We start from the raw sequence: 13,362 nt of genomic DNA on the forward strand, positions 1-13,362 counted from the left end.
CCTAACCAACTGACTTGCCGAAGTCACAGACAAAATTTATTGAATAAACTGCTTTAAGCAACCTAATTAAATTATTAAAAATAATATTGAACTTAAATTATAACTTTAATTTGGKTATTATATTTTTTATATACCTGTTTGCCAAAATATGTAAAAAAATCTAACACAGAGCAATATTTGGCGTGAAATCTTACTGAAGATATCCAATTATCTGATTTAGTAAAATTAGAGAAACAAGATAGTTTCGCCTGATTCTTGAAGTTTTAACAGTTATTTGTACACAAGGTTAATGAAAAACAACACACCACAAGAATTGAACCCAGATCGAGAGATTGAGCGCTTGATTGATGAAGTTATGTCCTCATCTCTGACCGATGAACAGTATCGCAAAAAGATGCAGCGACGCAAAGAAGTGCAAGAGAAGCGAATAGCACAAGCTTTACCAGAAAAAGGGTTAATTATTGTAAATACTGGTAACGGTAAGGGTAAAACCACTGCGGCTTTGGGGATGGTGTTACGATCGCTAGGTCACGGGTATAAAGTAGCGATCGTCCAATTCATCAAAGGTAGCTGGGAACCATCAGAAAAAAGGGTTTTCAGTTACTGGGAAGACCAGATAGAATTTCATGCAATGGGCGAAGGATTTACATGGGAAACTCAAGACCGCGATCGCGACCTTGACAAAGCTAGCGCCGCATGGCAAAAATCATTAGAATACATCCGCAACCCAGACTTTCATTTAGTGCTATTAGATGAAATCAATATTGCTCTGAAAATGGCTTATTTACAAGTGGAAGAGGTTTTAGCCGGTTTGGCAGAAAAACCAGCTAATAAACACGTTATTCTCACAGGTAGAGGMGCACCAGCTGCATTAATCGAACGTGCTGATTTAGTCACAGAGATGACTCTAGTTAAGCATCCTTTCCGCGATCAAGGTGTGAAAGCACAACCAGGAATTGAGTATTAATTAAAAGATGATTTGCACATTTGTAATATGCGGCGATCGCTAGTACTGATAGAATTTAACCGATGAAAATCTTGCAAAGCTACCGAGTAAGCATAAGTCTCTAGCTCATCTTCACCGACCTTAGGTAGTCTATTACTTGTAGCCACTTGATCGGACTCATCAGAACTGGCTTCATTGGATGAACCACTAACCGTCATCGCCAACTCTCCCGACTGGTCGAGTGTACCCTGAAAACAATTAAACTCTGACTGGGGCATATACAAAGCACCAGTCACTCTGTCCCGCTGCTTTTGGAATATAATGTAAGCCTGACCAAGTTGGTCTGCTTTTGGCGATTGACCATAAAGATAAATCCCATCTTTTGTGGTAAAATTCGCTCTTGGTAAAACATCTATGCCTTTTGTAGCTGCTTGAGCATCTGGAACCAGCGCTGTGGTTGTAGATGCTGCTTTTGTATTCTTATGCCCAAACTCTGTATCCGCAGAAGCTATTTGCAGTTGATTTCTCTGCTCTCGAATTTGTCTGAGTCTTGCCAAAAGAGGAGTTTCAGAGCTTTTATGAATGTGAGCCGATGATAATCGAGTATTTGTGAGTGAGACTTCAGTCTGTTTGCCAATAAAGCCCAAAGCGAGAAGTAAGCCTAAGCCCGTAAGGGAAATTCCCCATTGAACTGGGGATAAGAACCGATGAAAGTTGTTAAGCACCCTACTTCTCCTGTAAAAAAGTTAACTATTTTTTCTACAACTTGCTTAAACTATAATCAAGTCTTAATTACTAATGACTTAGTTTCTATTGTCTAAAAAACAAAAGTCTGAAAAACTAAAGTTTTTATTTAATTTAATTCAACAATCTTAGATTACCATCAGTTAGAGTATTTATGCTTCAGCCAATGGATTCATTGTATCGGGTAAAGTTGGTATTGATCTGAGACCCGAGATATTATGACTTAGGCATTGACGGAAAACATTCAATAAAATTTTATCGATTAAAGACAGTGATGTTCTAGAGCGTTATTTAGCTTGGTATGATCAATACTTGATCCCATCGACCGCAACTACTGGAAATAATGTGGCTTTTTTCTTTCTCCTGCCTTAACAGATAAATTTCCTACAAACCCAAGCGTATTGGAGTTTGGGCGGGTGCGATCGCCAAAAAAAATCGCCCCCTGAATTTAGGAGGCGCTTCACCAAAGTAGTGTAAAGACGCGAGAATCCGCGTCTGTTGTTTTAACTGGCGATGTATTCTTTGACATTGGCACGACGGCGACGCAGATGAGCCAAAGCTTGATGCTCTAACTGGCGCACACGTTCCCGGCTGAGATTCAATCTCTCACCCACTTTCGCCAATGACATTTCGTTACCATCCTCTAAACCAAAGCGTAAAGCTAAAACTTCTCGCTGTTGGGGAGTTAGTTCTGCTAACAAGTTGTTCAAGTCTTGGCGTAAAAACTCTTGGTTGGTGTAATACTCTGGTGACGGACCGTCATCTTCGAGCATTTCTTGCAACTCGGTATCTTGGTTATCGCCGACTCGCACATCCAAAGATACTGGTTGACGCGCCATATTTAGGTACTCACGAATCTGAGCAGGTTCTAATTCCAGTTCTTTGGCAATTTCAGCTGGAGTAGGCGAGCGCCCTAGGGTTTGAGCCAACTCGCGCTGCACTTTTTTGATTTTGTTGAGTTTCTCGGTAATGTGAATCGGTAAGCGAATAGTACGACCTTGTTGAGCGATCGCACGCGTGATCGCTTGGCGAATCCACCAGTAAGCGTAAGTTGAGAACTTATAACCTCTAGTCGGGTCAAATTTCTCTACACCCCGCTCTAACCCTAGTGTTCCTTCCTGGATCAAATCCAAAAACTCCATGTTCCGTTTTTGGTACTTCTTAGCGATCGCAACCACCAAGCGCAAATTCGCTTCAATCATTTTTTGCTTAGCCCGCTTACCTTGGGCTACCGTTTGTTTCACCTCAGTTTCTGATTGGTGAACGTGGTCAGCCCACTCTGCTAAACTCGGTTCGTGACGCAATTTCTTCACCAAATCCTCCTTGGCGTCGATTAGCGTCATCATTTGTTGCACCTGCTTCCCATAGACAATCTCTTGTTCACGGGTTAGCAGTGGTACACGACCAATTTCCCGCAGATAGGTTCGCACCATATCAGCCGTAAATTTGGTATTCAGGTTTTCCGTTTGGGTATTGACAGTAGGCATTGGTGCGTTGTCCTCTACTCCGTAAACTTAATGTAATTTTTCTTACTAAAGTTAATTGAGAAAGGTAGTACATATATCACGGAACATTAGGGGCTACCAAAAGCAATTAATCAATCGTTCAAGCCGTTGTTAAGACGTTAAGCCCCTAAGATAGGTTCCTTCCTACCTTCCCTAAATTTTTCAATCTCTTATAAGCACGCTGGTTCGTTTTTGAGAATTTTTCTTTTAGACAGTTACTAGCAGTAACTGAAACTGAAGTCGATATGAGTTTTACTTAGCTTTATAATACGATAAATCGGGCGGATAGTAAAGTATCTTAAGATAAAGCTTTTAATTATAAATCAAAATCTGTCTGTTTGAAAAAATTTTTCAACTTCCTTAAAATTACTTACCTACATCTATAGTGACGCCAAAAACCCCTCTTCTGTTGCTAAAAACTATCCGGATAACCGAACTTAATTTGCTGTGAGAATGGGGGATGTTACGAATTGGAGAAGGTGGGGCCCGTCTGGGGATAAGGGGTAATAGTGAGTGGAGACGCTCTGAAGCGCAGAATAACTCCTAACTCTTGTACAGACGCCATTAATTGCGTCTCTACTACTAACTACACACAAGGGTTAATCGCGTCTCTACCAAAGACCATAGACTAATGATTAAAATCCCAAGTCAGCTTTCGCTAGTTCAGCAGCAGCAAATACTTCKGCATCAGGTTTTTCTTCCCAGGCTGGGTCACCAATTTCTTCATAGAAAGCTACGTCATAAGGGCGGGTACGCACCACTACTGGCATAGGAACGGCGTGACCTAAAATTAAGGCTTGTTGCTTAGAATCTAACTTCGCCAACACTGACCGCAGTCCGCCACCACCTGATACACCCGTAAAAATTGCATCAATGTCTTTTTCATCGTTCAGCAGAGCGGTAATGCGAGTCCCAATTTGGGACATAACTTCATTATCTATCCCCGACGGGCGTTGATCTACTACCAAAAGTGTAACAAAGTATTTCCGCAACTCACGGGCAATAGTTCCAAAGATAGTACTTTGTACCACTGCCGGGTCTAAGAAGCGGTGTGCTTCCTCAATAGTAATCATCAATGGCGTTGGGCGATCGCTCGGATTTTTGGTCTGGAGGAATTTATCAGCCTTCTTAACGTAATGCTCGTGGATACGTCTGGTAATCATATTAGTTACCAACATATAAGAGAGCATATTCGACTGGGAACCAAATTCTATCACAACATTCTTGCCGGCTTCCAGTGACTGCACAAGTTTACTAATATAATTTTGCGGGCAAACCGCTCGCATGTACTTCAAACTGTCTAAGCGTAAAAGTTTGCGTTGTAAAGAGTTAATAGAACCTGCGTGTCCCGGCTTTTCCTCGCAGAACATTTTAATGTCCTCGCCAGTCATATTTAACAGTTGGACAATCCAAGACTTACCAAACTCATTAAACAAAATATTGGCGTTGTCTAAAGCTGCGTCAGAAAGTCCTAAATCTCGACCACATAACTTAATATCTTCAACTTCTATTTGCTCATAGCTTAGATAAAGTTCTTGAGCATCACGTACACCCCGGCGCTTTGTCGATTCCGGGTCGAGAGTATAAACTTCGACTTTGCTAGGAAATAATTGCTTTAAGCCTTTAACGGTATTGACATTTTTACCTTCTGCAACTGCTTCCCAGCCATATTCAGAGTGCATGTCAAAAATCAAATTCACTGCTGCACTTTTACGGATAACCCCAGCTAAAAGTAAGCGTGTCAAAAAAGATTTCCCAGTACCAGATTTCCCAAAAACCCCATTACTACGTTCCACAAAGCGATTCAAATCGATACAAACTGGCACATCCATATCCAAAGGTTTGCCAATGGAGAAATTGCGCCTTTGGGGGTCATCTTCCCAACCAAACACCCGGCGAAAATCATCAACGCTGGCTTCGTAAACTTGACTAAAGTGGCTAGGAATAGTTTTAACAGGCAGTAATTCCATCGTTGTACTGGTTTGTGGCACAAATGAAGCCAAACCTGTCACCGATGGTAGGAAAGGATTTGCCGATTTACCATTTGTTGAAGAAAAAGATTCTTCAGATTCCGGAGTAAACATCAACATCGGCGCCAGGTTGATAGTTCCGTATGTACCGCTACCGGCTAAAACATCTCGTAAAAAAGTGTCTTCCCAATTAGGAGGATTAGCAATAATTCGGGCATTAGCAGCTCCTAATGCCACATCTGTCAGCATACAGAAAAAACGCGATCGCATCCCTTGGACAACAAGAAATTTTCCTACCCGCATATCTTCCACAGAAATGTCAGGATGCAATCGCACTTCTAACCCTTCAGTCAGAGAACCTTGAATAACCGAACCTAATGGCTGTCCCGAATTCATCTGATTTATCATTAGTCATTAGTCAATAGTCATTCTCTTTATCTCCCCACTCCCTAATCAATCTGAATCGAAGTTGGCGCACTTGCCGATGGTGGAGTGGTAATAATTAAAGGTTTACGAAATTGAGCGTAAAGGCGATCGCGCCAGGTGAAAAATGCTTCATAATCAGGATTTTCAGCAAAGATTGGCAGTCCTTTACCTCTGGTAGATGCTGGTAAATCTAAGTAGGGACCAGTGGGGAATTTTAGCAATATCGACAAACCCGCTACTGCTAAGTCAGCTAAAGTCGGCTCATCTCCTGTTAAATAAGGACTATCTGCCAATAATAATGTTAAGGCATCCAGGTCTTGTTTCAAGGATGCGATCGCTGACTGAATCACTTCTGGACTATAACCTACCCCAACACCGAATAGGGTCAGCAAGTCACTAGGCACTCCTTGAACTAAACTTTTAAATATGTCTGGTGTGGAAGTCGGTAATAAAGACTTGCGAAAATTTTGATCTTGACTTATGGCGGCAAACAGTGCTTTGCGACCTTTGAGGCCGATGGACTCATCCGCCCATTCTTCTATTAATAAAGTTAAACCTCGTTTTTTGGCATCTTGTGGGATCAAAGGGCGATCGGAATATTTTAAGTCTAAATACTTAGCTATATCCGTAGAATCTACAATATATTTATTACCATCTTTTAACACTGGGACTTGTCTTTGACCAGTCAACCGGAACAGTTCTACCTGTCCAATTCCAGGTGTTACCTCTATTTTCCGGTAATCTAGTCCTTTAAAATCTAGAATTAGGCGGACTTTCTCTGAGTATTGAGATAGTTCCCATTGGTATAATTCAAGCATATTTTATACCTTATAACTACTAGTCTACTTCTTAACTTTACAATTGTATCTTTAGTTTAAGTAAATTTTATTGGTATTAGTTGTTTAGTTGTCTATTTTGTTGACATTCTAGTTGAAGTTCGGCTTGATTTTTCACAAAATTATTTTGATTTATAATGAAAGTATAACTAGCCTAAATGAGTTACAAACAAATCTACTCCCTACTTTACATTTCTGGCTCTTAGAGTAGTTTTTAAATTAAATAGAATTTTTATATATAAATCTGTACACTTTAATCCTGAATAAAATTATTGCATTTTGCCTCTTGCATACTTATGGTCTGATTGTCTCATTAAACCAAATTCAATACCAAAGATTAGGCTAGCAATAGCGAAAGCAAGAAAGGAAAATTGATGGAGAATGTTAAGATAGACAAAAAATTATTTTGATCCAGTCATGATTTTCTCCAATTTCTATTAAATTTCAAGAACTTTAATGCACTGAGCGCCACAATTTTTACATACCTATCTTTCTTATTCACATAGCAAACTTGACCTCATTCAAAGCGAAGGCTACACAATTTATCGAACTCAAAATAGTTAAATATTTTATTTAACTAATAACTTCAACTGTGCATTTATTAGATGCTGAATATACATCAAGTATGTATACTACATCTACTAGTTAAAAGAACAGTAATTTTAAAGTATGATAAACTACAACTTTTAGATGTTTGACCAGATTAACAGGAAGTATTTCCCCTGAGAAATCTTACTTCCCTCTAAAGTTAGATTTTGTGTATAGCAAAATGTTATAAATCTTTATGTAACGTGTGGACAAAAAACAAACAAAATTTATGAAGACAAATTACGGCAAATTGCTGACCACGTTGGCAGGCGTAGCAGGATTAAGTAGTTTTAGCCTTTTGATTACTTTACCATCTGATGCTAAAGAAGTACTAAATCCTAACCCCAGTATTTTCAACGAAGCTCCCTATAATCGAGGTGAACGCCTTCAAGCAAACGCTCAGTACACACCTACAAAGGCTGTTTCAGAACTAGAAAAGGGCAATACCAAGCGTCAACAAATAGCCCAGAGTAGTGGGGGAGGGACGCTAAATCCCAGACCAAGTATTTTTAACGAGCCTCCCTATAACCGTGGTGGTAGTACCCCACCGAGTGATGTTCCATCTCCATCGCGCACTCCACGCCCTATCCCTGAAACTCAACCCAGCACACCACCAACAGAAGTACCATCTACTCCACCTACTACTCCTACTGCACCACCTCCTGGGACAAGTCAAACTCAAGGCAAAAATTTGTTAGCCTTAGCAGAATCGAATGCTTCCTTTACAACTTTGACTAAAGCTTTAAAAGCAGCAGGATTGACTCAAGCTTTGCAAGGCAAAGATAACTTGACGATTTTCGCACCCACAGACGCAGCCTTTGCAAAATTGCCAGCAGACGCATTGCAAGATTTGTTGAAACCAGAAAACAAAGAAGTATTACTCAAGCTGTTAACTTACCATGTTGTGCCTGGTAAAGTATTGTCTACTGATTTGAAGTCTGGTGAAGTTAAAAGCCTTGAAGGAGGGACAATCAACATTAAAGTTGACCCTGCTACTGGTGTGACTGTCAATGATGCTAAAGTGACTCAAGCTGACATCACAGCTACTAATGGTGTAATCCACGCCATCGATAACGTAATTTTGCCTCCTGACTTGTAGTTTTTGATAAATGACTGTTAACCGTCAATCGTCAACAGTCAAGATCAAATCCCATCCCTTTTAGGGGTGGGATGAGTTTAAAGCTGCTATCTTGACTCAAGACCTAGCACTATTTTTGTCATAAATTAGACATTACATCTCGTGCAGCTGCTAAAGTTCGGTCAATATCTTCTTCGGTGTGAGCCAAAGATGTAAACCCAGCTTCAAATTGAGAAGGTGCTAAGTAGATACCGCGCTCCAACATACCGCGATGGAAGCGTCCGAATTTGACTGTATCAGACTTTTTCGCGTCTTCGTAGTTGTGAACTGGACCAGATGTAAAGAATAGGCCGAACATAGCGCTGATTTGACCACCACAAGCCGCATGACCAGTTTCTTTGGCTACTTGTAACAAACCATCTGCTAACTTTTTAGTAATTCGGTCAAGATACTCGTAAGTACCGGGCTTTTGCAGCAATTCCAAAGTCTTAATACCAGCAGTCATCGCTAAGGGATTACCTGAAAGAGTTCCGGCTTGATATACGGGACCAGCAGGGGCAACCATTGACATAATATCCCGACGACCGCCATAGGCTCCTACTGGCAAACCGCCGCCAATTACCTTGCCTAAGGTTGTTAAATCAGGAGTTATGCCAAACTTTTCCTGAGCGCCACCGTAACCAATACGGAAGCCCGTCATCACTTCGTCAAACACCAATAACGCCCCATGCTCATGGGTAAGTTCGCGTAAACCTTCGAGGAAACCAGCATCAGGCGCAATAAACCCAGCATTACCGACCACTGGTTCAAGAATGACACCAGCAATTTCGTCCTTATTTTCTTCAAACAAGGCTTTGACGGCTTCTAGGTCATTGTAAGGTGCGGTTAAAGTCCCGCTAGTTGCTGATTTAGGTACTCCTGGCGAGTCTGGTAAACCGAGTGTCGCAACACCAGAACCCGCCTTTACTAAAAATGAGTCAGCGTGTCCGTGGTAGCAACCTTCAAACTTAATGATTTTGTCTCGATTTGTGAAAGCCCGCATTACGCGCAAAACTCCCATACAGGCTTCAGTTCCCGAGTTAACAAATCTTACCATCTCAATGCTAGGAACAGCATCGATCACCATTTCTGCTAAGACATTTTCTAGTACCGAAGGCGCGCCGAAACTGGTACCTTTATCTAAGGCATCATGCAACGCTGCAATCACTTCCGGATGAGCATGACCGCAAATAGCTGGCCCCCAAGTGCCTACATAATCTATATATTGGTTACCATCTACATCCCAAATGTAAGCATCTTTAACGCGATCAAAAACAATGGGTTGTCCGCCCACAGATTTAAAAGCACGAACTGGAGAACTGACTCCTCCTGGCATCAGGTTTTGAGCAGCGCCAAAGACTTCTTGTGATTTTGTTGTTTTAATTGAGGTATTTACCAAGGTTCTCTCCTAACAGTGGGCAATAAAAAGCTCTATCTTAGGATAGGGTCAAAAGCTGCTTAGAACTTCYATCGTATAAAATTAGCCGAACCAAGAAAATAATAATATGTTATACAAGTCTAACGAAGACTTGCCTTTAGATATTCAGACTCAATTATCTGAGGCATACCAGGATCTTTACCGGGCAGCTTTTAACTCGGCAATTCATTGGTATGGTGAAGCTTCAAAAGCTCACCAAGTTGCGCGAAGTGCTGTAAAGATGCAGTCTGCGATGGAACGAACTGCTCTTGTTGAGAGCTAAATTAAGATTACTAAATTCAAAAAACATACCAGCTGCCCTATTTAGAATGATATCGTGAATCCATTAATCATTCTCATTAGAGCAGATTAGCTGGTATGTATTCTAACGATTCGCATTCGCTACATTACGCCATCCCTGTTGAGGAAATTCGCTACGATGAACGGGGTCTAGTGCCTGCAATTGTCCAAGATTATCTTGATGGCACTGTCTTGATGATGGCGTGGATGAATCAGGAGTCGTTACAAAAGACTTTGGAAAGTGAAGAAACTTGGTTTTGGAGTCGTTCTCGGCAAGAGTTGTGGCACAAGGGAGCGACTTCTGGGCATATTCAAAAAGTGCGGAGTATCCGTTATGACTGTGATAGTGATGCCTTGCTAATTGGGGTAGAGCAAGTAGGAGATATTGCCTGCCATACAGGAGAACGGAGTTGCTTTCACCAAATCGAAGCAAAAATAGCTCCTCCACCCGGGGATACATTGTCACAATTATTTCAAATAATATGCGATCGCCGCGATAATCCAATTGAAAGTTCTTATACCTGCAAGTTATTAGCAGGTGGTGACAATAAAATTTTAAAAAAGATTGGTGAGGAAAGTGCTGAGGTGATAATGGCTTTTAAAGATGATGAACCAGAAGCGATCGCTGGTGAAGTTGCCGATTTGCTATATCATACTTTGGTTGCCTTAGCTCATCATCAAGTTGATTTAAAATCCGTATATCGGAAGCTCCAAGAACGCCGCCGATAGCAAGTGTCGGAAAGAGGATTAATTTAACCTTGTACCTACGGGTTCAACTTCTCTAGCCAAACCAATATGTGCCAATGATAATGAGATATCGTTAAATTTTATCCCGGCTAAAGCCCACTGAAGTTCAAGTGTTCCCACCCAGAAACGCGCTCGGTCAATAACACTTGGTAACATGGGATAGTCACTTTCCATATGCTGCACAATACTTTCACCGTAATTACCAAGTTGCACGGCAATATCACAAGCTGGGTCGCCTAAACCAGCTGTCCCAAAGTCAATCAGACCACTGATGCTGTCTGATATGGGGTCAAACAGAATATGATACACTGCCTTATCACCGTAGATTAGTACGGGTGTGTATGTCATATCAAGTTCACCTGTAATCACGGGCGCAAAAAGTTCATGTATCCAAGTTTGCTGATGACGCCATAAGTGAGGAAAAAGAGTTTCTTGAACTTGCTCATACAACCGCAACCAATCTTCACGAGAACGCGCTGCATTAGAAGAAGACACCCCGGCATTGACTAAAACTTCATTTGGAATGCTGTGCAATTGGTGATGAAATTTGGCTAATTGAGAGATAGTACGCGCTTGTGATGCTTTACTGAGTTTGAGCAGGGTGTTACGGGATAGTGGTTCACCTTCGATAAATCTGTAGCTAGCAAAGCCTTCTTCTAAGTGTTCAAAGTAAGGAACCCGCAGTTCAAGATATTTTTGCACTACTTCCAACACCTTAGCTTCATGGAAAAGCGCTTGTTTTCCCCAGTCATCTTTGGCAAAGCGACATACAAGTTCACGATTAACAATTACCACATCATTAATCATCCCATCTTGATTAAAGTCAAGGTGGTCAATAGAAAGATTTAGATAGACAGCACGAATTTTTTTGAGATACCAAAAAGGGATATTCACAGTGAAACTTACACAATTACAACAAATAAAAAATCAAAGTTCATCGAACTTTTAGCCCGATCGCAGCGACTGATAATGATTTAGCTGTTTGTTGTATTAACCTATCACTGTGATTTAACTCCTGAGAAATATCTACGTGTGAGCATAACACTATTTGGCTGATTCATTGGCCAAAATTCGATTTAGGTACTGTAAAATTACCACAGCGAGCGCCACGCTCAAAGAAAAGCATAACCAAAAGCGATCGGCAATGATTCGCGGTTGGTCTAATGCCCATCCACCCAAGGGATGACCAATAGAATAGCCAACAGCCCAACACAAAGCGTTAATGGAGAAATAAACGCCGCGTTGATTTTCTGGGGCTAATTCAGTAACTAAAGACGCAGCAGATGGCGTATAAGAACTAATCGCAAAAGCAAATACTCCCAATGCCAATGCTGCCCAAACCATATTATGAGATGTGGCAGTACCACTTACCCAAATCAGTCCAAAACCAACTGCCCAAAGAATGCCAGAAACAGTGAGCGCAAGTGTGTGAGAGCAGCGTTTTAAGGCGCTGGTAACAGGCAACTGACAGATAATAGCTACCACCAAATGCCAAGCAAATAATCTGCTAATAGTAGTTTCAGCAAATCCTCGGTCAGTACTCTCGATGACAAAGTTTTTGAAGTAAAGCGGCAGGATACTGTGTATCTGAGAAATATAAATTGTAAAGAAGATATTAGCTGCGATGTAGACGAGGAAACGACGATCCCTGAACACTGCCATCCAAGAAGCAAAATATTGTGTTTTTTCTTGGTCGATTTCCTGCGCCTTGGTATCACTAACTCCTACATAGATAATGCCAAAAAACACTAGAAAAGAGATGGCATCAATCATAAATAGCCAGCGATAACTTCCAATTATCGCTATCAAAAACCCTGCTAGCGTAATTCCGATCGCTAACCCCAGATTATCTGCTAATCGGCTGATGGCAAAAGTTTCACGCCGATTCTCAATCTCGCTGGCGTCAGCAACAATAGCTTCAACAGCTGGCCAATAGAAACCTATTCCTAAGCCGTTAATCAAGTTACCGATTACCAAAATAGTAAAATTATTGGTTGCAGCGAAAACTAAGGAAGCAATAGCAGAAATCGCCGTGGCCAACAACAAAGTGCGGCGGCGTCCCCAGTCCCTAGAATCAGCCAAAGAACCACCAACAATGCGCCCGAAAATACCGGAAATTGAGGCACAAGCTAAGGCTACGCCAACAGAGGTTGCAGATAAACCAACTTCGTTGACAAAAAAGATGGGCGCGTAAAACAAGGTAAAGCCCGTACCAACTTCCGAGAAAAATCTACCAATCGCTAAAATCCAGACCTGAGGATGTATCGAGGGCAACCACGAGGATAACTGGGATTGGGAAGCTAATTTCATCAGCTTAAATGTCATTTTTTCCTGACATTTTTGTAATTCTTATCATTGGCAGCAATTTTCCTCATTAATTCCACAGGGTTTCCACAGGGATTTTAGCAGTTTTCCACAGGTGTTCTACGAGCTAATGGGCTTCTGGTTATCTACTGGGGATTGTTAGTTAATAGTAGTCAGAACTTAAAGGACTGAGTTTTTGTCAAGTTAAGTAACAAAAATTAGGCTAAAAGTCTGATTCTTTCGTGCTTATTTATTTTTTATACAAGCGTTTTTAACATTTCGCAGCATTGACAAACCCACCCCTTCTTAGCGCACAATGATGCGGCTTGCTTTTGTAGTCCATTCAACTGTTGACATCGACTGTGTAAAATTACCTGAGTTGTTGGCGTAGATTCTCAAGCAAGCGAAAGATTGTGTGAGGTAGCCCGAAGCTAGTTCACAGCAAGCAACTTATCCCTCTTG

11 protein-coding genes are annotated in these 13,362 nt (G+C 41.2%); 4 read left to right on the plus strand and 7 right to left on the minus strand.

Going from position 1 to position 13,362, the window contains the following annotated elements; all coding sequences use genetic code 11:
- Positions 1-289: 289 nt before the first annotated feature.
- Positions 290-967: a cob(I)yrinic acid a,c-diamide adenosyltransferase gene (cobO, locus tag FCR06_RS02125; protein ID WP_138497221.1), complete on the plus strand. Its 678-nt coding sequence runs from the start codon at positions 290-292 to the stop codon at positions 965-967.
- Here cobO and FCR06_RS02130 read toward each other — a convergent pair.
- From FCR06_RS02130 to FCR06_RS02145, 4 genes are all read right to left on the minus strand, one after another.
- A complete protein-coding gene (locus FCR06_RS02130) occupies positions 964-1,671 on the minus strand; it encodes a hypothetical protein (RefSeq protein WP_138497222.1) in 708 nt (235 codons plus the stop codon). The genes cobO and FCR06_RS02130 overlap by 4 nt on opposite strands.
- Positions 1,672-2,193: 522 nt before the next feature.
- The gene (locus FCR06_RS02135) at positions 2,194-3,177 is read right to left on the minus strand and encodes an RNA polymerase sigma factor, RpoD/SigA family (protein WP_138497223.1); all 984 of its coding nucleotides are present in this window, start codon (positions 3,175-3,177) and stop codon (positions 2,194-2,196) included.
- Positions 3,178-3,830: 653 nt separating this feature from the next.
- Positions 3,831-5,561 (minus strand): helicase HerA domain-containing protein, encoded by a 1,731-nt coding sequence (locus FCR06_RS02140; RefSeq protein ID WP_138497518.1) that lies wholly within the window; start codon positions 5,559-5,561, stop codon positions 3,831-3,833.
- Positions 5,562-5,614: 53 nt separating this feature from the next.
- Positions 5,615-6,409 (minus strand): glutathione S-transferase family protein, encoded by a 795-nt coding sequence (locus tag FCR06_RS02145; RefSeq protein ID WP_138497224.1) that lies wholly within the window; start codon positions 6,407-6,409, stop codon positions 5,615-5,617.
- Positions 6,410-7,244: 835 nt separating this feature from the next.
- Between FCR06_RS02145 and FCR06_RS02150 the strand changes: the two genes are divergently transcribed.
- Positions 7,245-8,114, plus strand: a complete 870-nt coding sequence (locus FCR06_RS02150) for a fasciclin domain-containing protein (RefSeq protein WP_138497225.1) — start codon at positions 7,245-7,247, stop codon at positions 8,112-8,114.
- 118 nt (positions 8,115-8,232) lie between these two features.
- Here FCR06_RS02150 and hemL read toward each other — a convergent pair whose 3' ends face one another.
- Entirely contained in the window at positions 8,233-9,531 is a 1,299-nt protein-coding gene (gene hemL / locus FCR06_RS02155) for a glutamate-1-semialdehyde 2,1-aminomutase (protein ID WP_138497226.1), read from the minus strand.
- Positions 9,532-9,637: 106 nt separating this feature from the next.
- Here hemL and FCR06_RS02160 point away from each other — a divergent pair, with 106 nt between their 5' ends.
- Both FCR06_RS02160 and hisIE read left to right on the plus strand, forming a co-directional pair.
- Positions 9,638-9,832, plus strand: a complete 195-nt coding sequence (locus tag FCR06_RS02160) for a ChaB family protein (protein WP_138497227.1) — start codon at positions 9,638-9,640, stop codon at positions 9,830-9,832.
- A 95-nt stretch (positions 9,833-9,927) separates the two neighbouring features.
- On the plus strand, positions 9,928-10,578 hold the full coding sequence (gene hisIE / locus FCR06_RS02165; protein WP_138497228.1) for a bifunctional phosphoribosyl-AMP cyclohydrolase/phosphoribosyl-ATP diphosphatase HisIE: 651 nt from the start codon (positions 9,928-9,930) through the stop codon (positions 10,576-10,578).
- A gap of 18 nt (positions 10,579-10,596) precedes the next feature.
- On the opposite strand, the gene FCR06_RS02170 is transcribed toward hisIE, so the two are convergent.
- Both FCR06_RS02170 and FCR06_RS02175 read right to left on the minus strand, forming a co-directional pair.
- Complete coding sequence (locus FCR06_RS02170) at positions 10,597-11,490, minus strand: phosphotransferase (protein ID WP_223280013.1); 894 nt, start codon at positions 11,488-11,490, stop codon at positions 10,597-10,599.
- A 150-nt stretch (positions 11,491-11,640) separates the two neighbouring features.
- Positions 11,641-12,906, minus strand: coding sequence for an MDR family MFS transporter (locus tag FCR06_RS02175; RefSeq protein ID WP_223280014.1), 1,266 nt, complete (start codon positions 12,904-12,906; stop codon positions 11,641-11,643).
- Positions 12,907-13,362: the final 456 nt, after the last annotated feature.

This window comes from Nostoc sp. PA-18-2419 (genome assembly GCF_005869855.1).
Classification (GTDB): domain Bacteria; phylum Cyanobacteriota; class Cyanobacteriia; order Cyanobacteriales; family Nostocaceae; genus Nostoc.